Origin of the sequence: Acidovorax sp. FG27 (genome assembly GCF_040365715.1) — a bacterium.
Taxonomy (GTDB): Bacteria; Pseudomonadota; Gammaproteobacteria; order Burkholderiales; family Burkholderiaceae_C; genus Paracidovorax.
Genome location: NZ_BAABVY010000002.1, coordinates 448041 through 472405, shown reverse-complemented (window position 1 = coordinate 472405; position 24365 = coordinate 448041). Strand labels below are relative to the sequence as shown.

General features: G+C 70.1%; 19 protein-coding genes. 4 read left to right on the top strand and 15 right to left on the bottom strand.

From position 1 onward, the window contains the following. Positions 1–146: 146 nt before the first annotated feature. Entirely contained in the window at positions 147–1394 is a 1248-nt protein-coding gene (locus ABWV53_RS02650) for an MFS transporter (RefSeq protein ID WP_353362618.1), read from the top strand. A 19-nt stretch (positions 1395–1413) separates the two neighbouring features. On the opposite strand, the gene ABWV53_RS02645 is transcribed toward ABWV53_RS02650, so the two are convergent. Continuing rightward, on the bottom strand, positions 1414–2271 hold the full coding sequence (locus ABWV53_RS02645; protein WP_353362616.1) for a phosphatase PAP2 family protein: 858 nt from the start codon (positions 2269–2271) through the stop codon (positions 1414–1416). 583 nt (positions 2272–2854) lie between these two features. Between ABWV53_RS02645 and ABWV53_RS02640 the strand changes: the two genes are divergently transcribed. After that, positions 2855–3916 (top strand): diacylglycerol/lipid kinase family protein, encoded by a 1062-nt coding sequence (locus tag ABWV53_RS02640; RefSeq protein ID WP_353362614.1) that lies wholly within the window; start codon positions 2855–2857, stop codon positions 3914–3916. Between the two features lie 17 nt (positions 3917–3933). Further along, positions 3934–4791 carry a metallophosphoesterase family protein gene (locus ABWV53_RS02635; RefSeq protein ID WP_353362612.1) on the top strand — a complete coding sequence of 286 codons (858 nt, stop codon included), beginning with the start codon at positions 3934–3936 and terminating at the stop codon, positions 4789–4791. 18 nt (positions 4792–4809) lie between these two features. On the opposite strand, the gene ABWV53_RS02630 is transcribed toward ABWV53_RS02635, so the two are convergent. The 3 genes from ABWV53_RS02630 to ABWV53_RS02620 form a co-directional block, all read right to left on the bottom strand. Beyond that, entirely contained in the window at positions 4810–5640 is an 831-nt protein-coding gene (locus ABWV53_RS02630; RefSeq protein ID WP_353362610.1) for an urease accessory protein UreD, read from the bottom strand. 84 nt (positions 5641–5724) lie between these two features. Then, positions 5725–6243: a nucleoside deaminase gene (locus tag ABWV53_RS02625; RefSeq protein ID WP_353362608.1), complete on the bottom strand. Its 519-nt coding sequence runs from the start codon at positions 6241–6243 to the stop codon at positions 5725–5727. Then, positions 6240–7277 (bottom strand): ABC transporter substrate-binding protein, encoded by a 1038-nt coding sequence (locus tag ABWV53_RS02620; protein ID WP_353362606.1) that lies wholly within the window; start codon positions 7275–7277, stop codon positions 6240–6242. The genes ABWV53_RS02625 and ABWV53_RS02620 overlap by 4 nt, the downstream gene beginning before the upstream one ends. A gap of 490 nt (positions 7278–7767) precedes the next feature. On the opposite strand from ABWV53_RS02620, the gene ABWV53_RS02615 reads away from it, so the two are divergent. After that, complete coding sequence (locus ABWV53_RS02615; RefSeq protein ID WP_353362604.1) at positions 7768–8796, top strand: isopenicillin N synthase family dioxygenase; 1029 nt, start codon at positions 7768–7770, stop codon at positions 8794–8796. A gap of 58 nt (positions 8797–8854) precedes the next feature. On the opposite strand, the gene otnI is transcribed toward ABWV53_RS02615, so the two are convergent. From otnI to ABWV53_RS02560, 11 genes are all read right to left on the bottom strand, one after another. Continuing rightward, entirely contained in the window at positions 8855–9664 is an 810-nt protein-coding gene (otnI, locus tag ABWV53_RS02610; RefSeq protein ID WP_353362602.1) for a 2-oxo-tetronate isomerase, read from the bottom strand. Positions 9665–9849: 185 nt separating this feature from the next. Further along, on the bottom strand, positions 9850–10959 hold the full coding sequence (locus tag ABWV53_RS02605) for a catalase family protein (protein WP_353362600.1): 1110 nt from the start codon (positions 10957–10959) through the stop codon (positions 9850–9852). 74 nt (positions 10960–11033) lie between these two features. Further along, positions 11034–13358 carry an FdhF/YdeP family oxidoreductase gene (locus ABWV53_RS02600; RefSeq protein ID WP_353362598.1) on the bottom strand — a complete coding sequence of 775 codons (2325 nt, stop codon included), beginning with the start codon at positions 13356–13358 and terminating at the stop codon, positions 11034–11036. A gap of 275 nt (positions 13359–13633) precedes the next feature. After that, positions 13634–14410: an ABC transporter permease gene (locus tag ABWV53_RS02595; protein ID WP_353362750.1), complete on the bottom strand. Its 777-nt coding sequence runs from the start codon at positions 14408–14410 to the stop codon at positions 13634–13636. 2 nt (positions 14411–14412) lie between these two features. Next, a complete protein-coding gene (locus ABWV53_RS02590) occupies positions 14413–15237 on the bottom strand; it encodes an ABC transporter ATP-binding protein (protein ID WP_353362597.1) in 825 nt (274 codons plus the stop codon). Positions 15238–15357: 120 nt separating this feature from the next. Continuing rightward, a complete protein-coding gene (locus tag ABWV53_RS02585) occupies positions 15358–16389 on the bottom strand; it encodes an ABC transporter substrate-binding protein (RefSeq protein WP_353362596.1) in 1032 nt (343 codons plus the stop codon). Between the two features lie 293 nt (positions 16390–16682). Then, the gene (locus ABWV53_RS02580; protein WP_353362594.1) at positions 16683–18989 is read right to left on the bottom strand and encodes an NADP-dependent malic enzyme; all 2307 of its coding nucleotides are present in this window, start codon (positions 18987–18989) and stop codon (positions 16683–16685) included. A gap of 208 nt (positions 18990–19197) precedes the next feature. Continuing rightward, a complete protein-coding gene (locus ABWV53_RS02575; protein WP_353362592.1) occupies positions 19198–20694 on the bottom strand; it encodes a nucleobase:cation symporter-2 family protein in 1497 nt (498 codons plus the stop codon). A gap of 127 nt (positions 20695–20821) precedes the next feature. Further along, the gene (locus ABWV53_RS02570; protein WP_353362590.1) at positions 20822–21655 is read right to left on the bottom strand and encodes a GntR family transcriptional regulator; all 834 of its coding nucleotides are present in this window, start codon (positions 21653–21655) and stop codon (positions 20822–20824) included. A 202-nt stretch (positions 21656–21857) separates the two neighbouring features. Beyond that, positions 21858–22610: an aspartate/glutamate racemase family protein gene (locus ABWV53_RS02565; RefSeq protein ID WP_353362588.1), complete on the bottom strand. Its 753-nt coding sequence runs from the start codon at positions 22608–22610 to the stop codon at positions 21858–21860. An 8-nt stretch (positions 22611–22618) separates the two neighbouring features. Next, a complete protein-coding gene (locus tag ABWV53_RS02560) occupies positions 22619–24139 on the bottom strand; it encodes an NCS1 family nucleobase:cation symporter-1 (RefSeq protein WP_353362586.1) in 1521 nt (506 codons plus the stop codon). Positions 24140–24365 lie beyond the last annotated feature (226 nt).

The window sequence follows — 24365 nt, the reverse complement described above, 5'->3', positions numbered from 1 at the left end:
GCCACGCCCTTCCTGCCGGCAAGGGCACGGCGGCGACCGCACGGGCCCCGCAAGGAGCCGTGCTATGGTTTCGTTTTCCAGGGTTTACCCTGTGTTGCACGCGCCGCGCAGTCACCCTCCAGCCTCAATTTGCCGCCCCTCCCGCCATGTCCACGCCGTCCCTGCCCGCTGAAACCCCGCCTTCGTCCGCTGCCGCGCCGGACAGCCGCACGCTGCTGCGCGCCGTGCTGGCGCTGGGCGTGGGCGGGTTTTCCATCGGCACGGGGGAGTTCGTCATCATGGGCCTGCTGCCCGAGGTGGCGCGCGACATAGGCGTGTCCATTCCAGAGGCCGGGCACGTCATCAGCGCCTACGCGCTGGGCGTGGTGGTGGGCGCGCCGGTGCTGGCCGTGCTGTCGGCCGGCTGGGGCCGCCGCGCCTTGCTCATGGCGCTGATGGCGGTGTATGCGCTCGGCAACTTCGCCTCGGCGCTGGCGCCGGGCTATGCGTCGCTTGCCGGCATGCGGCTGTTGACGGGGCTGCCCCACGGCACGTATTTCGGCGTCGCTGCGCTGGTGGCCGCATCGCTCGCGCCGCCCGGGCAGCGGGCGCGGGCCGTGGGCCTGGTGATGCTGGGCCTGACCAGCGCCACGCTGGTGGGCGTGCCCATCGCCGCCACGCTGGGCCAGGTATTCGGCTGGCGCGCCGCCTTCGTCTTCGTGGGGCTGGTGGCGCTCGCGGCGGTGGTGCTGGTGCGCCTGGGCGTGCCCGCCATCGCGCCAGACCAGGGCGCCAGCCCGCTGCGCGAGCTGGGCGCGCTGCGGCGCAAGCAGGTCTGGCTCACGCTGGGCATCGGCGCCATCGGCTTCGGCGGCATGTTCGCGGTATTCAGCTACATCAAGCCCACGCTCACCGAGGTGGCCGGCCTGCCCCTGTCGGGCGTGCCCTTCGTGCTGGCGCTGTTCGGGCTGGGCATGGTGGCGGGCAACCTGGTGGGCTCGCGCATGGCGGACAGGGCGCTCATGCGCACCATCGGCCGGTTGCTGGCCTGGTCGGTGGCGGTGCTGGTGTTCTTCGTGTTCGCCTCGCACCACGTGGCGACGGCGGCGCTCGCCACCTTCTTGCTGGGCACCGTGGTCGCCATCGGCCCGGCCCTGCAGATCCGGCTGATGGATGTGGCGGACGACGCGCAGACGCTGGCCGCGGCGCTCAACCATTCGGCCTTCAACGCGGCCAACGCGCTCGGCGCCTGGCTGGGCGGCCTGGCGATCGCGCAGGGGCTGGGCTGGACGTCCACCGGCTGGGTGGGCGCGCTGCTGGCCCTGGCGGGCATGGGCATCTTCGCGTGGTCGCTGGCCAGCGACCGGACGCGCGGCCGCGTCGCGGCCCCGGGCCAGCAGGCGCCCGCCCGCTGAGCCGGCCGGCGCGTGCCTTTCAGCGCAGCGCGCCGTCCGTGGCCGGCGTCATGGCCGCCGACCGGAGCCGGTGCCAGCGCGTGGCGCCCTGCAGCAGCAGCAGGCAGCAGGTAACCCAGACGCCGCCCGTGATCCATCCGCCCAGCACGTCGCTGGCGAAGTGCACCTGCAGCACCACCCGGCTCCAGCCCACCGTGACGATGACGGCCGCCGCCGCCAGCATGGAAGGCAGGTGCCAGCGCGGCGGCAATAGCCGGATGGCCAGGTAGGCCAGCATGGTGTAGGCCACCAGCGACGAGCTGCTGTGGCCGCTCGGGAAGCTGAAGCCGTCCGCCACGGCGATCTCATGCGTGTGCACCGGCCGGATCCGCTCGAAGCTGTGCTTGAAGGCGCGCGTGAGCAGGCCGTTGCCGGCCAGCGCCACGGCCCAGCCCGTCGCCAGCATGCGGTGGCCGCGCCACAGCAGGGCCAGGCCCACGCCGGCGGCCAGCACGAACAGCACGGCGGTATCGCCGAAATGCGTGAGCCAGGCAAAGAGCGTCAGCGTGCCGACGGAGGCCGTCGCGCGCAGCGTGCCCGCCAGCCCGTCGTCCAGCACCGCCCACGCGGTGGTGGGCTGGCCCCAGGCGTCGGCGATCAGCGCGAGGGTGTGGGCGCAGGCCCAGACCAGCGCGGCGGCCAGCACCATCGCGGCCGCGAGGCCCGCCGGGCCGGAGGGGCGGGGCAGGCGGGCGGGCCAGGCAGGGCGCGGCCCGGCGCCGCGCACCAGGGCCGCGTGCAGCACGCCTGCCGCGCCGGTCGCCAGCACCAGCCCACAGAGCCAGACCGCGAGCGGGTGCGTGCCGGCCCAGCCGACCCAGGCGTGCAGCCCGCTCATGGCCGGCCTCCTGCTGGTGCCGCTAAGAACGTGTTTACGATCTCGCAGGGGATCGCGTTGGAGCGCAATCGGGATGAGTGGATGCTTCGGATGCGCCGCATGGGCTCGTGCCCATGCAAGCAGCCGGAGCCTCCAATCGCCCGATTTCGCTCCAACCCGAAGGGCAGCGGTGTGGGCGGGCGCTCTGCGGCGTTGCGGCGCTTGTGGATAGCCGTGCTATCCACTGCGCACCGCGCCTTGCAGCCCACCCGCCCACACCGCTGCGCGACCCCTGGGAGATCGTAAACACGTTCTAAGAGGCTGGGCAGGGCGTGGAGTCGGGGCGGGGATGGGGGCATCGATGGCATGGCGGCGGAACGGGTGGGGAGCGGGGGGTGAAAGCGTTGCGAGGGCGCCATTGTGGTGACGCCACCGGCGCGCGGAGCGGCCGTGGGGGCTTTTATCGGCATTGGATGACACGGCCCGGGGCAGGGTTCCGGCCTGCTGTGGCCGCGCTGGTGCCGACAATCCGGCCCATCGCACCGTTTCGACGCCGGCTCGTCCAGGCTGCCCTGTCGGCAGCCCGCCGCGCGGGTGTTCCACCATGACGCCATCTCAGCCCTACCTGCCCCCCCGGCCCGATGCCCACGGCACGATCCACATCGTGGTGCCGCTGCGCCCCGGCGCCGACCTGGACCAGCTGCGCGGCAAGCTGGAGGCCGTGCCGCACCTGCAGGAGCGCGCCGTGAAGTGGCACGTTCCCAAGGCCCGGGCCGACATCGTGCAGCTGTCGCACGAGGCCGCCCGCGCCGCCAAGGCCGACGCCGGGCTGGTGGTGGCCGCCGGTGGCGACGGCACCATCAACGCCGTGGCCACGGCCGCCTGGGCGGAGGGCGTGCCGATGGGTGTGTTGCCCATGGGCACCTTCAACTATTTCGCCCGCGACCAGTCGCTGTCGCTCGACCCGCAGGAGGCCGTGCAGGACGTGCTGAAGGCGCTGGAGGGCGGCGACATGCGGCCCGTGGGCGTGGGCTTCGTCAACGACCGCATGTTCCTGGTGAATGCCAGCGTGGGCCTGTACCCGCGCCTGCTGGACGACCGCGAGCGCGCCTCCAGGCGCTTCGGCCGCACCCGCTGGGTGGCCATCATTTCGTCGGTCTGGAGCGTGCTGCGCGGCACCGCGTCGCGCCGCTGGCGCGTGTCCGTGCGGCCCGACGAGGGCGCGGCCGTGCAGCAGCAGGAGCATCTCGTCTCCACGCTCTTCGTGGGCAACAACCATCTGCAGCTGCAGCGCGTGGGCATTCCAGAGGCGCGCGACGTGGCCGATGGCGAACGCCTGGCCGTGGTGATGCTGAAGCCCCAGCCGGGCGATGCGTCGATGGCGCGCACCGTGTGGAACGCCGTGCGCGGCAAGCTCGGCGAGGACGAAGCCGTCAGCAGCGTGGCCTGCACCGAGATGGTGGTGGAACCCGCCAGCTGGAAGCCGCAGCGCGTGAAGGTGGCCTTCGACGGCGAGCGCGAGTGGATGGCGCCGCCGATCAACTTCCGGGTGGGCGAGCGGCCGCTGTGGCTGGTGGCCCCCACGGCCACCGTCAAGAGCGACGACCCCGCGCCCGCCGCGCAGGCGGCCGAGGAGGCGCCCGCGGCGGGCCTGGCGCCGGCCTGACCCGGCCACCACCCCGCATGAGCGTTCTGCTGCACCTGTCCGACCTGCACTTCGGCGCGCACGACCCCGCCGTGTGCGAGGCCGTGGCCCGCCTGGCGGCGCGGCTCGGCGTGCGGGTGCTGGTGGTGTCGGGCGACCTCACCCAGCGCGCCACGGCCGAGGAATTCGAGCAGTCGCACCGTTTCCTTTCCAACCTTCCCACCGAGCACTGCCTGGTGCTGCCCGGCAACCACGACCTGCCGCTCTACGCCTGGTGGGAACGGCTGGGCGGCCGTGCCTACGAACGTTACGCCCGCTGGTGGGGCGACGCGCTGGAGCCCACCTGCAGCGCCGATGGCTTCCTCGTGGTGGGCGTGAACACCACCCGCTGGTGGCGCCACCAGCGCGGCAGCCTGTCGGTGCGGCAGATCGACGCGGTGGCCGAGCGGCTGTCGGCCGCCCGCCCGGATGCCTGGCGCATCGTCGTCGGCCACCATCCGCTGGTGGCGGCCCACCCGCAGGACCGCAGCCACCGTCCGCACCGCTCGGAGCGCGCGCTGACCCGCTGGAGCGCCGCCGGCGCGCAGCTGCTGCTGTCGGGCCACGCGCACGAGCCCGGGCTGATCGAGCCCATCACCGGCCTCTGGTCGGCGCAGGCCGGTACGGCGGTGTCGGTGCGGCTGCGGGCCAGCGCGCCCAACAGCCTCATCACGCTGGAGCGGCTGCCATCGCCCTCGGGCACCGGCGACCAGCGCTGGCTGACGCGCTGGGACTACGTGCGCGAGGCGGGCGAATTCCTGCCCGTGCGCCGCCACGACCTGACCAGCCCGTCGCCGCTGGCGCCCGATGCGGGGCGCCCCACGGGCGCGCCGGGCGGCCAGCCGCCCACCGCCTGACCCGCGCGCCGCCGGCGTTCACATCGCCCAGATGCGGGGCCGCTGCGCCGGCAACTTCCACAGGGCGATGCGCCAGGCGGCCCACACGCGCTGCAGCAGCGCCATGGCCGGCTCCACCACCGGCGCCAGCACGCGCACCACCACCACGCGGTCGTTGGGGCAGGTGGCGCCGGCGGTGGCGGCCAGCGGGTCCGCCTCCAGCACGGCGCGGGCACTCTCCAGCGCCGCTTCCCGGCGCTCGCGGGTGAGCGCGGTGCCGGTGACGAAGAAGAGCGAAGCCATGCAGCGGTGGCCGGCCAGGCCCAGCGGGCCGTCCATCAGCAGCGCATCGGCGGCATCGACGCGGCCGCGCTCCAGCCACTGGCCGGGCACCTCGATGTGCTGCTGGAACTGCCCTTGCGTGAAGGGCTTGCCGGCATGGGGCAGGCCGAAGGCCGCCACGTCCAGGCCGATGAGTTCGGCCCCCGGCGCCAGCTCCATGGTCAGGCGGTTCTCGGCCTGGCAGGCGTCGAAGCACAGCGCCTCCAGCGGCAGCCATTCCAGCCGGGCGCCGGCCTGCAGCACCGCATGCGTGCGCTGCAGCGCCAGCGGCCCCAGCGAGCGGTAAAAGCGCGTGGCCCCGGGCGTGGTGACCAGGCCATGCGCCCCTTCGCCAACGGCGAGGGCGATGTCCAGCGTGTCGCCGCCCACCAGCCCGCCGGGCGGATGCACCAGCACGTTGTGGCAGACCGCGTCGCCTTCCGGGTAGAGGCTCTGCAGCACGCGCAGCGGCCCGCTGTGCTCGAAGCGGGCGACGGTGCGGGCGTGTTCGCGGCGGTAATCCAGTTGCAGGCGGGCGTGCCAGGTCATGCGGTGATTGCTATCGAATGAGGAGCGGGATGCGCATGATATACGGGCGCTGCAGCCTGTTCAGGCTGCAAGCGCCGGTGGGGCTCAGGCCTTCCAGGCCCCCACGTGCGAGGCCGAGGCCTCGTCGATCAGCGCCGGGCCGATGCATTCGATGGCGTGGGGCGAGGCGGCGAAGACGTCGCGGCAGGAGAGTTCGGCATCGCGCTGGTCCTGCCGCTCGCCGCGAAACGCCCGCAGCCGCTCGGCGTCGATGCCGTACACCACCCGGCCGATGTTGGCCCAGAAGATGGCGCCTGCGCACATCACGCAGGGCTCGCCCGACGAATACAGCGTGGCCTGGGCCAGCGTGTCGCGCCCGTGCGCCGGGCTGGCGAGCCGGATGGCCGAGGTCTCGGCATGGGCGGTGCAGTCGCCGGTCTCGCCGTTGGCGTTCCAGGCTTCGGCCAGCAGCGTGCCGTCGGCCGCCACGATGACGGCGCCGAACGGCCGGTTGCCGCGCGCGCGGGCCGTGTCGGCCAGGGCGATGGCCTGGCGCAGGTAGCGGCCGTCGGCATCGCCCAGCGGCACTTCCGCGGGCAGGGTGCAGTCTGCGGGCGCGTTCATGCGGACACCTTGCGGTCGGCCGCCGCGGGCAGGAAGTCGGCGTTGAAGATGCGTTCGGGCGCGGGCCGGGCGGGCAGGTTGAAGACGGTGGCGACCTCATCCACCTGGCGGGCCAGCACGGCGGGCTGCACGCCGCCCAGGCCGCTGGCCTCGGTCTCGGGCGTCAGCAGGTACTGGCGTGTGATGGCCCAGCGCTCGCGTTCCACGTCCAGGTTCAGGATGGGCTCGCGGGCCTTGACGGCGGCGAAGGCGGCCTCGGGGTTGGCGAGCGTCTCGCGCAGCGCCCGGTTGCTGGCACGCAGGAAGGCGCGGGCCGCCTCGGGCTTGTCCTGCAGCAGGCGGCCGGCCAGCAGCGCGTTGCCGTAGAGCTGCAGGCCGGCGCGGCCATAGTCGAGCACGGCCAGGTCCTTGCGCGGAATGCGCGCGAAGAGCGACACGGCGGAATCGTGGAAGTAGGTGGCGGCATCGACGTCGCCGCGCACCATGACGTTGTCGCGCGCGCTGAAGTCGGTGGTCACCCACTCGAAGAGGTCGGGGCCGGCCTTGAGCGAGCGCGCCACCATGGGCCAGCAGCGGCGGGTCGCTTCCACGGCGGCGGCGGCCACCTTCTTGCCTTTGAGCGACATGAAGTCCTCGGTGATGCCCCGGTCGCGCCGCCCGATGATGACGAAGGGAGCCCGGTTGTAGTACTGGTAGATGGCCTGCACGGGCGTGCCGGGGTTCTGCGCGTGGAATTCCGCCAGCGCGCTGAGGTCGCCCAGCCCCAGGTCGTAAGCGCCGCTGGCCACGCGGGTGATGGAGGCCACCGAGCCCGAGCCCACGTCGATGGAGACGTCCAGCCCTTCGTCCTTGTAGTAGCCCTTGGCCAGGGCCAGGAAGAAGGGCGAGGTCTGGCTGGTCACCCGGAAGTCGAGCGTGAACTTGATCGGCACCAGGCTGCGCTGGGCGTGCACGGCGGGCGCCAGGCCCAGGCCCGTGGCAGCGGCGGCGATGGTGGTGGAGAGGCCGGTGGAGAGGAAGTGGCGGCGTTGCATGGCGGAGGCTCCTCGCAAGGGGAGAAAGGTCAGTCGAATAACCGGCACGCAGCGGCGATGCCACCTGCGCTGTCGGTGCGAACTGAGCAATTTCCGGGCGCCGCCGGCTGTGGGATGGCCGGCCGCGCTGAACGCTTCTACTCGGCAGGGGCTGTTGCACGAAGCGTGCCGGCCCGGTGGCCACCAGCCTGCGCCGGCTTGGTGCAAGCGCCTTGGCCTGTGAATTGCATGCGCCCCTGGCAAGAGTAGAAGCGTTCAGTTCGGCTCCTGGGCATGGCGGCACCCGCCGCGGCCCGGGTCCGGCGGGTCATTGCTCTTGAAGCCGGTGCCAGCCAGCTGCGCGGGCCGCCGCTCCCTTTGTGGGGATGCGGCCCGCGCACGGCTGCTGCCATGTCCCTTCAAGAGTCCGTGGCGCCGCCAACGTCGTGTCGCCGTGCCGCACGCGCCACGGGTTCTTGTGGGTTTCCATCATCGCCAGAGGACCACCCCCATGACCGACCCGACGCTTGCCCCCACCCCCGTCTATGAACCCGCCAACGCCCAGGGCGTGATCGCCGAGCTGGAAAAGGAAGCCCGCATGGGCGGCCTGGGCCAGGAAACGCGAGCGCGCGAGGTGCGCTGCATCGACATCTCCGACTTCGAGGCGCGCAAGGAAGAGATCGCCGAGGCGCTCTGGAGCGCGTCGGTGGAGATCGGCTTCTTCCAGGTGTCCGGTCACGGCATTGCGCTGGACGACATCCGCGCCGCCTTCGAGCGGGCGGAGCGTTTCTTCGCCCTGCCCGCCGAGACCAAGGCGCAGTGGCCGCTGGCGCGCAACGCGGGCTGGGAGCACAAGGCGCAGATCCGCCCGTCCACCCGCACGCCGGACCAGAAGGAGTCCTACCAGGTCACGCGCCCGCGCATGGCCGGCCTGTGGCCGACCGAGCAGGAGCTGCCCGGGTTCCAGGAGGCCACGCTGCGGTTCGAGTCGCAGTGCTGGCATGTGGCGATGCGGCTGCTCTCGTGCTTCGCGTGGAAGCTCGGCTTCGCGCCCGACTTCTTCACCCGCGCACACGACCCCGCCGTGCCCGCCTACCAGAGCACGCTGCGCATGCTGCATTACTTCGCCGTCGATCCGGCGCTCAAGGACGAGCTGGGCCTGTGGCGCGCCGGAGCGCACACCGATTTCGACTGCCTCACGCTGCTCTTTCAGCGCGCCGGCCAGGGCGGGCTGCAGGTGCTGCCGGGCAAGGAGATGGAAGGCCGCGCCTGGACGCCGGTGGACCCGATCGAGGGCGTCATCACCTGCAACATCGGCGACATGCTCACCCGCTGGAGCGACGACGTGCTGCCCAGCAACTTCCACCGCGTGCGCAACCCGCTGCCGCACGAATACCAGGGTGCGCGCTACAGCCTGGCCTTCTTCGCGCAGGCGAATGAAGACGCGTTGATCGAAGGCCCGGCGAAAAAGCATCCGCCCATCACCGGCGCCGAGTACCTGCGCCAGCGCATCAGCGCCAATTTCTCCAACCGTTATTAGTCGAATCGGCCTCCGGCGCTTGATATATAAGCGCCTGTTGCTATTTATTCGATAGCAATCAGTGCGGCGCGGACAACCAGGGCCGCAGCCAGCCCAGGCCGTCGCGCGTGGCGTGCGGGGCTGCTCCGCGTGCCGGGCGGTACTCGCAGCCGATCCAGCCTTCGTAGCCCAGGCTGTCGAGCAGCCGGAACAGGTAGGGGTAGTTCACCTCGCCCACGTCCGGCTCGTGCCGTTCGGGCACGCCCGCGATCTGCACATGGCCCACGCAGCCGGTGGGCAGGTACTGGCGGATCTTCATCGCCAGGTCGCCCTCGACGATCTGGCAGTGGTAGAGGTCCATCTGCACCTGCACGTTGGCCGCGCCGGTCTCGGCCACCAGCGCATGGGCCTGGTCCTGCCGGTTCAGGTAAAAGCCCGGCATGTCGCGCCCGTTGATGGGCTCCAGCAGGATGCGGATGCCGTGCGGCGCGGCCTGCTCGGCCGCATGGCGCACGTTGGCGACGTAGGTGGCGCGCACTTCGGCCGGGTCCGCGCCCGGCGGCACCAGGCCCGCCATCACGTGGATGCGCGGGCATTGCAGGGCCTGGGCGTACTCGATGGCCTGGGCGATGCCGGCGCGGAATTCCGCCTCGCGTCCGGGCCGGCAGGCGATGCCGCGCTCGCCCGCCTCCCAGTCGCCGGGCGGGGCGTTGAACAGCACCTGCTGCAGGCCCAGCGTGCGCAGGCGCTGGGCCAGCACCTCGGCAGGCCAGGCGTAGGGGAACAGGTATTCGACGCCCTCGAAACCGTCGCGGGCGGCGGCGGCGAAGCGGTCGAGAAAGTCCACGTCGTTGTAGAGCAGGGACAGGTTGGCGGCGAAGCGGGGCATGGGGCGACAGCGTGAATGAAGCGCTCAATTTAAGCGAATCTCGTCACCGCTCCTGCATGCCGGGCTCGTCATCACCCAGCTTCGCACACGGCGCCAGCAAGGGGGAGGGGGCTACGGCTTTGCGGTAGCGTCGGCCGCCGATCTGCTTTCGCCCGCTTCACCGGCCATGCTCGGCCTTCGGACTGTCATCGCAGTCCGGCAGGCAGCTCCGACGGCTCCCGCACCGCCGTGCCGTTGCGCTCGGCGCGGAACTGCGCCGAGCGTTCATACGCCAGCTTGCGGGCGCGCATCACGTTGCCGAGGGGTTGGTGCGCCGCCAGTCCGCGCCACGGGCTGAAGAACAGGCCGTCTTCCGACACTGCGGCGATGGCCTCGCTCCAGGCGGCCTGGGGCGGCGCCACCAGCCGGGCGACGGTGACATAGGGGCTCTCGTCCTGCGGCCATTCCACCGAGGCGTCTTCCACGGGCATCTTCTCCAGGTCGGTGCACAGCTGCACGCGCAGGTCCCATTCGGCGCCGTGCGCCGCCATGAAGCGGACGACCTCCTCGCGCAGCCCGTTGGGCCGGTCGTCCAGATCCACCTTCTGGCCGGCAAGGGCCTGCAGCGCCGCCGATGCCGGCGCGAGCGACAGCTTGGCGATGTAGCCGCCGTGCCGCAGCGCGGCGCCAGTGAAGAAGGTGGCGCCCAGCACGTGCGTGGGCGCGTGGCCGCCGAGCGAGATCAGCTTGCCGCTCTGCCCGCCGAAGGCCTCGACCACCCGCTCCGCCACCTGCAGGGTGGCCGACAGCGCCTTCTTGGCGCCTTCGGCCACGTCGGTGGTCGCCGCCAGGGGCTTGAGGTTGCCGAGGAACTTCTTGGCGGTGGGCGCGGCGAAGACGGGGCTGTCGGCGAAAACGAAGTTCTGGGTGCTGTCGCCCTCCGAGCCGGGCAGGCGGGCGCCGGGCACGCCCAGGATCTTGAGCCCCAGGCCGCGCGGCAGCGACACCTTGTCGTCAAGCACGTCGCCGGGGTTGGTCGAGAACCGCATGATCGCGTCGTAGCTGCCGGGCTGGGCGAAGAGGCCCTGCGCGAGTGCCTCGGGCAGGCCGGGCAGCACCGTCAGCCGGGCGTGCAGCACGCCGTGGGCCTTGGCATGCACGCTGCGCCGGGCGTGGCCGCTGTTGTCGAAGGTCTTCTCGCGGATCTTGGCGAGGGTCTCATCCAGTTCCTCGATCACCTCGGGTTCGTCGGGCTCGCTGTGTTCGACGGCGGCGTGGAAGGGCACGGGCGATGGGCTGGCGGTGTCTGGGCGCATGGCGGCTCTCGGGCTGAAAAGGGAAGGGAGTCGAAGAAAGAGGAGTTGGCGGCGGCCGAGCGGTGGAGGACGGCTCAGCCGGCATGCACCCGGACCGGGATCGATTTGGCCGCGGGCACGTGGCTTTCGCGGGCATGGTGCTTCAGGGGCATCAGCGGGTTGAGCTCGGGGTAGTAGCCCGCCACCGAGCCGGGCGGCAGGTCGTAGGCGACCACCGTGAGCCCGCCCACCTCGCGGCGCACGTCGTCCTGCCGCCACTCGGTCCGCGCCGTCACCACCTCGCCCGCCCGCAGGCCCAGCCGGTCGATGTCCTGGGCATTCATGAGCAGCACGCGCCGGTTGCCCTCGATCCGACGGAAGCGGTCGTCCAGGCTGTAGATGGTGGTGTTGAACTGGTCGTCGCTGCGGAGGGTGAAAAGCCGCAGCACATCGCCCTCCACCGGGGTCGGCACCTCGTCCGGATCGGCGTCCATGCCCTGCGGGGTGGTGAACACGGCCTTGCCGCTGTCCGTCTCCCAGACCCGCTGGCGCGCCGCGTTGGGCCGCGCGAAGCCGCCGGGTGTGGCCAGACGTTCGTTGAAGTCGTGGAAGATCTTCGGGAACGTGTCGGCAATGGCGCGCCGCACGCGGGCATAGTCGTCCGTCCAGGCTTGCCAGGGCACGGTGCCTTCTGGCGGCAGAGTGGCCTGCGCGATGCCCGCGACGATGGCCAGCTCGGAACGGAGCGTGGCCGCCGCCGGTTCCGCCACGCCCCGCGAGGGGTGCATGACGCCGGTCGAATCCTCGGTGGACACTGTCTGCTCGCCACTGGCCTGCCGGTCGATCTCCACCCGGCCCAGGCAGGGCAGCAGATAGGCCACCTCGCCATGCATCACATGGCTGCGGTTGAGCTTGGTGGCGATCTGTACCGTGAGGCGCAGGCGCTGCCAGGCCGATTCGATCAGCGCGGTCTCGGGCACGGCGCGCACGAAGTTGCCGCCCAGGCCCAGGAAGGCGCGCACCGACCCGTCCAGCACACCCTGGCAGGCGCCCACGGTGTCCAGCCCCTTGTGGCGCGGCGGCTCGAACTGGAACTGGCGTGCCAGCTGGTCCAGCGGAGCGAGTTCTGGCTTTTCGGTGATGCCGACCGTGCGCTGGCCCTGCACGTTGGAATGGCCCCGCACCGGACACAGCCCCGCGCCGGGCGTGCCCACATTGCCGCGCAGCAGCAGCCAGTTGGCCAGCATCTGTACGTTGAGCACGCCTTCGCGGTGCTGCGTCAGGCCCATGCCGTAGACGCCGATCACGCGCTGCGCGCCCATGTAGGTCTGGGCGGCCTGCTCCAGGCTGGCGCGGGAGAGGCCCGATTCGCGCTCGATGTCGTCCCACGAAGCGCGCTGCATGGCCTGCGCCAGCTCGTCGTAGCCCTGCGTGTGCTGGGCCACGAAGGCCGCGTCGATGACGCGGGCGCCGCCCGTGGCGATGGCGGCGTCGTCGGCCTCGATCACGCATTTGCACAGCCCGGTCAGCGCCGCCACGTCGCCCCCCGGGCGCACCTGCAGGTACTGCGTGCTGATGCCCGTGCTGCCGGGCGTGAGCATTTCCACCGGCGACTGCGGGTTGCTGAAGGCCACCAGCCCGCTTTCGCGCAGCGGGTTGAAGGTGACGATGGGCACGCCGCGCTGGCGCGCCTCCTGCAGCGGGTGCAACATGCGCGGGCTGGAGACGCCGACGTTCTGGCCGAAGAAGAAGATCGCGTCGCAGTGCTCGAAGTCTTCCAGGTCCACCGTGCCGACGGGCGAGCCGATGGATTTCTTCAGGCCCACCGAGGTGCTCTCGTGGCACATGTTGGAGCTGTCGGGCAGGTTGTTGGTGCCGTAGAGCCGGGCGAACAGCTGCCAGAGGTAGGAGGTTTCCAGCGCAGCGCGGCCCGATGCGTAGAACACCACCGAATCCGGCTCCAGCGCGCGCAGTTCGCGGCCGATGCCCTCGAAGGCTTCTTCCCACGATATCTCGCGGTACCGGTCCAGGCAGGCGTCGTAGCGCAGCGGCACCGTGAGCCGGCCGGCGGCCTCCAGCGCGTGGTCGGACCATCCCGCCAGGTCGGCCAGCGTGTGCCGCTCGAAGAACTCGGCGCCCGCCCGCTTGCCGGTCAGCTCCCAGGTCGTGGCTTTGGCGCCGGATTCGCAGAACTCGGCCGCGTGCGGATGCGCGGGCTTGGCCCAGGCGCAGCTGGAACAGGTGAAGCCTTCGTGCTTGTTCTGCAGCGCCAGCGCCTTGACGACGGCGATGCCCGGCCGGTCGCGCAGCACGCTGCCCGCCACGGCCTTGATGGAACCCCAGCCGCCGGCGCTGGGCGGGTCGCTCTCGGCGGGGACGTGGACCGCGCCGTGGCCGTCCGTGGGCAGGCTATCGGCCATGGGACGCTTCCGGTGCGTCGCCGCGGTGGTGCATGGAATTCTCCTGAACGTCCTCGTGGGGACTGGTGAACGTTCAGGTTACCCGGCATCGGCGGGCCCCGGGGCTGTCTGACAGGCAGCCTGATAGGAAGACGCGGCAGCGGCCGACAAGCCGGTTTGCAGCGCGTGGCGCTCGTGATGTTCGTGAGGCTGGGCCACGGATCGCGGCCTGCCGGCGGTGCGGCGCCGGCAGGCCTGGGTGGCGCACGGCGCCCCGTGAGGACGCCGCTCGCCGTTCAGCCGCCCTGCGAGCCCCGGTGGGCCCAGCCCGTGGTGTGCTTTTCCAGCACGCTGAAGAGTTCGTACATCACCATCGCCATCGCGCCCACCACCATCAGGCCGGCGAAGGCCAGGCCCATCTGCATGGACGAGCCGGCGGAGATCAGCAGGTAGCCGATGCCTTCGTTGGCGGCGGTCATCTCGCTCACCGTGGTGCCGACGAAGGCCAGGGTGATGGCGACCTTGAGCGAGCCGTAGAAGTAGGGCAGCGAGCGCGGCATGCCGACCTTCACCAGAACGTCCCAGCGCTTGGCGCCCAGCACGCGCAGCACGTCCTCCAGCTCGGGCTCCAGCGTCGCCAGGCCGGTGGCGATGTTGACCATGATCGGGAAGAAGCTGATGAGGAAGGCCGTGAGGATGGCCGGCCCCACGCCGATGCCGAACCACACCACGAGGATGGGCACGAACGCCGCCTTCGGGAGCGCATTGAAGGCGGTCATGAGCGGATAGACGGCCGCATACGCCAGGCGCGAGGAGCCGATCAGGAAGCCCAGCAGCACGCCCACCACGATGGCGATGCCGAAGCCCGCCATGGTCACCCAGAAGGTGCGCCAGGCGTGGCCGGCGATGATCCACTTGAATTCGACGAACTGGTTCCAGATGGCCAGCGGGCTCGGGAAGATGAACTCGGAGACATTGAAGGCCGAGCAGATGACCTGCCACGCCACGATGACGGCGAACAGCAGCACCCACGGCGACCAGCGCTCGACCTGCTTGCGGTGTTGGACGGTCATGCTCATTGGGTGATCTCCCCGCCGGTCTTGCGCAGCGCGCCGATGTGGCCGCGCAGTTCCAGCACGATGTCGGTGAATTCCTTGGTGTAGGTCAGTTCCAGCTCGCGCGGGCGCGGCAGCTCGATGTCGCGGCGCACGACGAAGCGGCCGGGGCTCTTGCTCATCACGTAGACCGTATCGGCCAGGAACACGCTCTCGCGCAGGTCGTGCGTGACCAGGATGACGTTGAACTGCTGCTCGGCCTGCAGGTCGCGCAGGATGCACCAGAGCTCCTCGCGGGTGAAGGCGTCGAGCGCGCCGAAGGGCTCGTCCAGCAGCAGCATCTTGGGCTCGTGGATGAGGGCGCGGCAGATGCTGGCGCGCTGCTGCATGCCGCCCGACAGCTGCCAGGGGAACTTGTCTTCATAGCCCCCTAAGCCCACCTTCTGCAGCAAGGTGCGGGCGCGGGCCTCGTATTCCTTGCGCCGTGCCTTGAACTGGCTGCGGTGGGGCTCCACGATCTCCAGCGGCAGCAGCACGTTGCCGACCGTGGTGCGCCAGGGCAGCAGCGACGGCGCCTGGAAGGCCATGCCCGAGATCTTGAGCGGGCCGGTGACCGGCTCGCCGTCGATGCGGATCTTGCCCATCGAGGGCATCTTCAGGCCGGTGGCCAGCTTCATGAAGGTGGACTTGCCGCAGCCGGACGGCCCGACGATGGCGATGAACTCGCCCCGGCGCAGCTGCAGGTCGATGGCTTCCACGGCGAAGTGGTTCTGCGCGAGCAGCTCGTCGTTGTAGGCGAGCCAGACATCACGGAAGTCCACGAAATAGGAGTCTTCAGCCAGCATGGTTTGAATCGAATGGGCCTGAAGCGCCCGTTCCATGGGCGCATCATGCTATGAAATGAATAGCAAATGGCGGCAGGTGGCGTCAGGCGGTGGCACCGGGGCCGGCCGTGCCGCCGGCGCTCACTTGCGCGGCAGGATGTTCAGCTCGGCCGCTGGCGGCAGGAAGCTGCCGTTCCACACCTCGGCGGCATTCACGCGCGACTTGGTGGCGAAGGTGTCGGACACCTGCGACGCCATCAGTGCCAGCCGCTGGGGCTGGGTCTGGCCGAAGCCTTCGGCGCGCGCGTCGGGACTGTTGATGACGGTGTCGATGGCGAGCTGCAGGCGGCGCGTTTCCAGCTGCGTGTTGACGATGCCGTCGCGCTCCTTCACGTAGGCGATGGCGGCGCCCGGGTTGGCGATGACCTCCTTGGCGCCCTTGCTGAACGCCTTCAGGAAGGCCTTGATCGCCTCGGGGTTCTCCTTGACCAGCTTGGGGCTGGCGATGATCACGTTGCCGTAGAGCTTCACGCCGTAGTCGGGGTAGGGCAGCACGACCACGTCGCTCGCCTTGGCGCCGCGCGCTTCCAGGTTCAGCAGCGAGGTAAAGGTGAAGCCGGTGATGGCGTCCACGTCGCCCCGCACCAGCATGGTCTCGCGCAGCGGCGGGTCCATGGCGATCCACTGCACGTTGCCCACGCCGTTGGCCTTGGCAAAGATCGGGAAGGCCCGGCGGCCGGCGTCGAACACCGGCGCGCCCATCTTCTTGCCCGCCAGGTCGGCGGGTTTGGCGATGCCGCTCTTCTTGAGCGCCATCACCGAGGCGGGCGTGTTGTTGTAGACCATCATCACGGCGATGGGCTTGTTCTGCGCGTCGGGGTTGTTGGCGTGGAATTCCATCACCGCCGCCAGATCGGCGAAGCCCATGTCGTAGGCGCCAGAGGCCACGCGCTGCACAGCGCCGCCCGAGCCGTTGCCGGCGTCCACGGTGACGTTCAGGCCGGCATCCTTGAAGTAGCCCTTGGCCGTGGGCAGCAGGAAGAAGGCGGAGGGGCCCTCGAAACGCCAGTCGAGCTGGAACTTGATCGGCGTGGGCGTCTGGGCCTGAGCGATGGAGAAGGCACCGGCGCAGGCGAAGGCCAGCGCGGCTTGCAGCAGGGATCGTTTGTTCATGCGGAAACTCCGTTCAGTCAAGAGCGTGGGAGGAACGCGGCCGGCAGGGCCGCGCCATCGCCCGGGGGTTCGCAAGATCGATGCCCGTTTTTGTATACAGATCGGGCCATCTCCTTGTGGGCAGGATGATGGAGTGCTCACCAAACTGGTGCAACCGGGCTTACGCCATGCAAAACGCCGCGTGGGACGCGGCGTTTTGCAGGTTCCGTGGGACCGGCTGGCCGAGCGCTAAGCGCGCCGCCGGCCGAAAGCAGCCGGGCAGGCCGTCGGCGCGGCTGCCCGGCACCCGGCGGTCAGCCGGCGCGGCGCAGCTTGTCGGCGGCGGCGTTGGCGGCGGCCAGGGCCGTCATGTTGACCACGCGGCGCACGGTGGACGAGGGCGTGAGGACATGGGCGGAGGCCGCCGCGCCCAGCAGGATCGGGCCGATGGTGGTGCCGTGGCTGCCGGTGGTCTTCAGCACGTTGAACAGAATGTTCGCGGCGTCCAGGTTGGGGCAGATCAGCACGTTGGCCGCGCCTTCCAGCGTGGTCTCGATCAGCGACTTGCGGCGCACGCTCTCCGACAGCGCCGCGTCGCCGTGCAGCTCGCCGTCGCATTCGATGTGCGGCGCGGCCTGCTTGAACAGGTCGCGGGCCGCGCGCATCTTGCGCGCCGACGGGCGGGTGGACGAGCCGTAGTTGGAGTGCGACAGGAAGGCGACCTTGGGCGGCAGCCCGAAGCGCTGCACTTCGTCCGCCGCCAGCTGGGCGATGCCGGCCAGTTGCTCGGCGGTGGGGTCTTCGTTGATGTAGGTGTCGGCGATGAACAGGGTGTGCTGGTCGAGCATCAGCGCGTTCACGGTGGCGAAGCCCGGCGTGCCTTCCTGCAGCCCGATCACGTGGCGGATGTGGTCCAGGTGATGGTCGAAGCGCCCCACCAGGCCGCACAGCAGCGCGTCCGCGTCGCCCAGGCGCACCATCAGCGCGCCGATGAGCGTGTTGGAGCGGCGCACGGCGGCCTTGGCCGTCTCGGGCGTGATGCCGTCGCGGCCCATGAGGGCATGGTAGGCCTCCCAGTACTGGCGAAAGCGCGGGTCGTCCTCGGGGTCGCAGATTTCCACGTCGCGGCCCGGCTGCAGGCGCAGGCCGGCCTTCTTGATGCGCATCTCGATCACGGCCGGGCGGCCGATCAGGATGGGCCGGGCCAGGCCGTCATCGACCGCGACCTGGGCGGCGCGCAGCACGCGGTCGTCCTCGCCCTCGGCATAGGCCACGCGCTGGGGCGCGGCCTTGGCGGCGGCGAACACCGGGCGCATGAACATGCTGGTCTGGTAGACGAAGCGCGTCAGGCTCTCGCGGTAGGCGGCATAGTCCTCGATGGGACGGGTGGCCACGCCCGATTCCTCGGCGGCCTTGGCCACGGCGGGCGCGATGCGCAGGATCAGGCGCGCATCGAAGGGCGTGGGGATCAGGTAGTCGGGGCCGAACGACAGCTCCTGGCCCGCGTAGGCGGCGGCCACCTCGTCGCTCATCTCGGCCTTGGCCAGGTCGGCGATCTCGCGCACGCAGGCGAGCTTCATGGCCTCGGTGATCTTCGTCGCGCCGCAGTCGAGCGCGCCGCGGAAGATGTAGGGGAAGCACAGCACGTTGTTCACCTGGTTCGGATAGTCCGAACGGCCGGTGGCGATGATGCAGTCGGGGCGGATGGCCTTGGCGAGCTCGGGGCGGATCTCGGGCTCGGGGTTGGCCAGCGCCAGGATGATCGGCTTGTCGGCCATAGTCTTCACCATCTCGGCCGTCAGCACGCCGGGGGCCGAGCAGCCCAGGAACACGTCGGCGCCGTTCACCACGTCGGCCAGGGTGCGGGCCTGGGTCTTCTGCGCATAGCGGGCCTTGGACTCGTCCAGCGGGCCGCGGCCCTCGTAGATCACGCCCTTGGAGTCGACCACGTAGATGTTCTCGCGCTTCACGCCCAGGCCCACCATCACGTCCAGGCAGGCGATGGCGGCGGCGCCGGCGCCGGAGACGGCCACCTTCACGGCGCCGATGTCCTTGCCCACCAGTTCCAGGCCGTTGAGCAGCGCGGCGCTGGAGATGATGGCCGTGCCGTGCTGGTCGTCATGGAACACCGGGATGTTCATGCGCTTGGAGAGTTCACGCTCGATGTAGAAGCACTCGGGCGCCTTGATGTCTTCCAGGTTGATGCCGCCCAGCGTGGGCTCCAGCGCCGCCACGATGTCGATGATCTTGTCCGGGTCGCGCTCGGCCAGCTCGATGTCGAACACGTCGACGCCGGCGAACTTCTTGAACAGGCACCCCTTGCCCTCCATCACCGGCTTGCCGGCCAGCGGGCCGATGTCGCCCAGGCCCAGCACGGCCGTGCCGTTGGTGATGACGCCGACCAGGTTGCCGCGCGAGGTGTATTCGGCCGCCAGCGACGGGTCGGCCTGGATGTCCAGGCACGGGTAGGCCACGCCGGGCGAATAGGCCAGCGACAGGTCGCGCTGGTTGGACAGCGGCTTGGTGGGCGTGACGGAGATCTTGCCGCGCACGGGGCTGCGGTGGTATTCGAGCGCGGCTTCGCGCAGGGCGGCTTCGGCGGCGGAGAGTTGCTGGGTCATACGGATTCCCGAGAAATTGCAGGGTGCAGGGTGCGAAGTACCAAAAAAAGGCGGTGCCGGTCGAGCTTAACGCCGTGCCTGGGCGGTGGCGCCCCGGGCCCATGCGTTGTGCGCATGACGTGACGCCGCCCCGGCAGGAGCGGCGCGGCGGCGGGCTGGGCGGGCGGCGAACCCCGGTGCGGGGCTCGCCCTGCGGCGCGGGCCGGCGTCAGTGCGCGTCGGCCTGCCGGGCGGCGTCCACGGCCGCGGAGGTGTCGCGGCTGGCGCCATTGAAGAAAACATTCAGGAGCACGGCGGTGATCGAGGCCAGCAGAATACCGGATTCGATGAGCGGATGAATAGAGTGCGGCATCCACTGGCGGAAGTTGGGCGCCACCAGCGGCACCATGCCCACGCCGATGGAAACGGCCACGATCATCGCGTTGAACCGGTTGGTCTTGAAATCGACCGCGCCCAGGATGCGGATGCCGGTGGCCGCCACCATGCCGAACATCACCAGCCCCGCGCCGCCCAGCACCACGGTGGGCAGCGACTCGACCAGCGCCGCCATCTTGGGCAGCAGTCCCAGCAGGATCAGGATCAAGCCGCCCGCCACGCAGACGAAGCGGCTCTTCACGCCGGTCACCGCCACCAGGCCCACGTTCTGCGAAAAGCTCGTATAGGGGAAGGTGTTGAAGATGCCGCCGATGAGCGTGCCCAGCCCGTCGGTCCGCAGCCCGCGCGTGAGCGCCGCCTGGTCGATCTTGCGGTCGGTCATCTCGCCCAGCGCCAGGAACATGCCGGTGGATTCGATCATCACCACGACCATCACCAGCGTCATGGTGAGGATCAGCACCGGGTCGAAGATGGGCAGCGCGATCTCGAAGGGCAGCACCAGGTCGAACCACTGCGCCTTGGCCACCTTGTCGAAGCTCATGAGGCCCATGGCCGTGGCGGCCACGCCGCCGATGCAGATGCCCAGCAGCACCGAGATGTTGGCCAGAAAGCCCCGGGCGAACTTGGCGATCAGCAGGATGGAGAGCAGCACCAGCGCCGAGATGCCCACGCCTGTCAGGTCGCCGTAGCGCGGGTTGGGCACGGTGGGCACCACCGCGAAGCCCTGGGGCACCGGCGGCAGCGAAGAGCCCGGCGCGCCGGCCGCGGCCTGGGCTTCGGCCAGCCACTTCACGTGGTCGGGGTTGACGACGGCCGGCGCCGTGGGGCCGACGGGGTTGCCGAAGATCCAGTTGATGCCCACGCGCATCAGGCTGATGCCGATCACCGCGATGATGGTGCCCGTCACCACCGGTGGGAAGAAACGCAGCATGCGGCTGATGAGCGGCGCGATCAGGATCGAGACCACGCCCGCGCCGATCACCGAGCCGAAGATCAGCCCGGCGCCGGCCGGCCCGGCCGTGGACTGCGCCATGGACACCATGGGCGCCACGGCCGCGAACGTCACGCCCATCATCACCGGCAGCTGCACGCCGAACCAGCGCGTGGCGCCCAGCGCCTGGATCAGCGTGACCAGGCCGCAGCAGAACAGGTCGGCCGAGATGAGCTTGGCCACCAGGTCCGGCGTGAGGTTGAGGGCGCGGCCGATGATGAGCGGCACGGCGACCGCCCCGGCGTACATGACCAGCACGTGCTGCAGGCCCAGGGCGGTGAGCTGGCCGGCGGGCAGGTGCTGGTCCACGGGGTGGAGGGCGGAAGAGGCGGTGGACATGGAGCGGGTTCCTTCGGATGGCATCGTGCACACTGGTGTATGGAAAAAGTGTATGCAAAATGAGTGCCACCACCACCGTGGAAACCCGGGCCGGCCCCGGCCGCGCCCGGTCCGCCGCGCGATGTGCTCAGGCCAGCAGTGCCTTGACCAGGTCGTGCTGCCGGTCGGCGCGGCCCGCGTCCAGCGCCAGGCTGGCCTCGATGCGGGCGAGATGCTCCACCATGCAGGCGACGGCCGCGTCGGCGTCGCCGCTCTTGCAGATGCGCAGGAACTCCGCGTGCTCGCCCGACGAGCAGTGCGGGTCGTTCGACGAGTGGTAGAGCATGGCGATGAGCGAGCAGCGCGCCACCATGTCGCTGACCAGCTGCGCCAGCGTCTGGTTGCCGGCGGCCTCGGCCAGGGCGACGTGGAAGTCGCCCAGCAGCTTTTCCTGCACGTGGCCGGCGGTGGTGCTGGTCTTGAGCGTGCTGCGCTCGAAGCGGATGTGCTGCTCCAGCAGCTGGTAGTCCGCCCGGCCGGCCTTGGCCACGAAGAGGCGCACCACTTCGCTTTCCAGGATGCGGCGCACGGCGAACACCTCGCGGGCCTCCTGCACGCTGGGGCGGCTCACGAACGAGCCCTTGTCGGGGATGGTCTCGATCAGCCGGTCCTTGGCGAGCATCACTAGCGCCGCCCGGATCTTCGTGCGGCTGACCGAGTAGACGCGGCCCAGCGCCTCCTCGCGCAGCCAGGTGCCGGGCGGCAGCCGCTTCTCGACGATGGCGCTCGCCAGGTCGCGGGCGATGCTTTCGATGGACGCCTGGGTGGCTTCGCCCTCGGCAGGGACTGGGGCCGGCTCCCCGGTGGGCGGGCTGGCTGCGCGTTGCGCGCCACGCGCCCGGGGGGCGGCGCCCGCGGAGCGCGCTGTTGCGGCACCGGCGGAAGGGGTCTGGGGGCGAGGAGAGGAAGCGGCGCGGGGCATGGCTGGATTGTGGCGCGACCGGGCGGCGGGAAGCTTCCAAAAAGATAGCGCCTGGCGCAGGTGGTTGGGGCGTTTCCGGTGGAAACCTCGCGAAAGGCTTGGAGGTCCAGCGCGTGGCGCTATGGTTTCAATAGCGAATACCCCTGTGTCGATCACGCCCGCCGCGCGGCCCGGGCGGCGGGTGGGGTGCCTGGGCGGGCCGTTACGGCGCGGCGGGGGCAGCGTCCAGCGTGAAGGCGGCCAGCGCACCGGCCATCGCCTTGGGCAGCGGACGGGCCAGCTCGCCGTGCTTGCTGGTCGCCAGCCGCAGCGTCACCAGCGATTCGACCAGCGTGGTGGCGGCCGCCACGCCGTCGATCACCGGCACGCCCAGCGTCTGGCCGATGTGGTCACACAGGTCGGCCATGCCGGCGCAGCCCAGCACGATGGTGTCGCAGCCGTCCTCGGCCAGCGCGCGGCGGCATTCATCCACGATGCGTTCGCGGGCGTGGGAGCCGGGCACTTCCAGCTCCAGCACTGGCAGCTCGCAGGCGCGCACGTTGGCGCAGAAGCGTTCCATGCCGTAGACCTCGGCCAGGTGCCAGGCCTGGCCCATCGTGCGGCCGAGCGTGGTCACCACCGAAAAGCGTGATCCCACCATACTGGCCAGGTGCATGGCGGCTTCGGCGATGCCCAGCACTGGCCCGCGCGCCAGCTCGCGGGCGGCCTTCAGGCCCGGATCGCCGAAGCAGGCGATCACATAGCCATCGACGCCGGCCGCCTCCCCCAGGGCGATCTCCTGCAGCAGGCCGGGCACCGCCAGCGCCTCGTCGTAATGGCTTTCGATGGACGCAGGCCCCATGGCGGGGCTGACGGCGATCACCTCGGTGCCCGGCCGCGCCACGGCGCGTGCGCAGTCGCCGATCTTGTCGGTCATGCTCCAGGTGGTGTTGGGGTTGATGATCTTGATGCGCACGATGGGAGTCAGTTCTTTCCGCTGCCGTTGCCGTTGCCGCTATGGCGGTTCAGGGCCATGTAGATGACGAAGCCCAGGCCCATGCCGATGAACCAGGCGTAGTTCGCCGCGCCGCGCCAGCTGGGCACGATCACGCAGAGGATGGGCACCAGCGCGGCCGGCACCATGGTCATCACGGCGCGGGGGTTGTAGCCGTTGCTGTACCAGTAGCGGCCCTCGCGCTCCATGCTGTAGAGGTCGTCCACCACCACCTGCTGGCGGCGTACGAAGTAGTAGTCGGCGATCAGGATGCCGAACAGCGGCCCGATGAACGAGCCCAGGATGTCCAGCGTGTAGTGGATGACCTGCGGGTTGTTGTAGAGGTTCCAGGGCGTGATGAAGATCGAGCCGACGGCGGCGATCATGCCGCCCGTGCGCCAGCTGATGTGCTGCGGTGCCACGTTGGAGAAATCGAACGCGGGCGACACGAAGTTGGCCACGATGTTGATGCCGACGGTGGCGATCATGAAGGTGAGCGCGCCCAGCACCACGGCGGTGGTCGAATCGATGCGGCCCACGGTGTGGACCGGGTCGGTGATGAGTTCGCCGAACACGGGCAGCGTGGCGGCGGTGCTGACGACGGTGAGCAGCGAGAAAAAGACGAAGTTGACCGGCAGGCCCCAGAAGTTGCCCTTCTTCACCGCATCGAAGCTTTGCCCATAGCGCGAGAAGTCGCCGAAGTTGAGCATGGGGCCACTGAAATAGCTCACCACCAGCGCGATGGCCGAGAGCATCACCGGCACCGCGTCCCAACCCTGGAAGCGGACGCCGCCCAGGTTCAGGTCGATGTGCTTCCAGCCGGCCTTCCAGACCAGCCAGCCGCACAGGATGCCCATCACCACATAGACGCCCGGGCCGGCCCAGTCGATGAAGCGGCGGATCGCCTCCATGCCGTGCCAGAACACCAGAGCCTGCAGCACCCACATGACCATGAACGATACCCAGCCCAGGGTCGAGAGACCCGCGAAGCCGTGCTGCGCCACGTCGGCATAGGCGTCGAGCGAAGGGTAGAAGTGCAACGCCAGGATCATGAAGGCGCTGGAGGCAAGGTAGGTCTGGATGCCGTACCAGGCCACCGCGATCAGCCCACGGATGATGGCCGGGATGTTGGCGCCCAGCACGCCAAAAGAGGCGCGGCAGATCACCGGGTAGGGCACGCCCGTCACCTGGCTGGGCTTGGCCACCAGGTTGCAGAAGAACTGCACGATGACGATGCCGATGAGGAGCGCCGCCATCACGTGCCAGCTGGACAACCCCAGCGCGAACAGGCTGCCAGCCGTGACATAGCCGCCCACGCTGTGCACGTCGGACATCCAGAACGCGAAGATGTTGTATTGGCCCCAGGTCTGCTTTTTCAGCGGAGCGAGGTCTTCATTGGTCAGGCGCGGGTGGTAGTCGGGCTTGATGAGCGCGTTGCCGCCATGCGGCGAATGGCCAGACGGGGCCGTGGATGCTGGCATGGCGCCGGCAGGGGGTGTGGCTGTGGACATGGTCTCTCCTGGTGCATTGCTTTGGTGCGGTGGGTGATTTGTTTGCACACGTTTCATGCATCCATGTTTGTATACAAATATGGATGCAGTTCCTAGTCCCTGAACGAGTGCAAAAGCTAGGACTTACCCGCGCTGGGGTAGAGCTGAGCAAGACCCATGCGCGCCTGCAAGCCGGCTGGCGCTCAGGCCGATCTTCGCGGTAGATACCTTCCGTCGCTGTGCACTC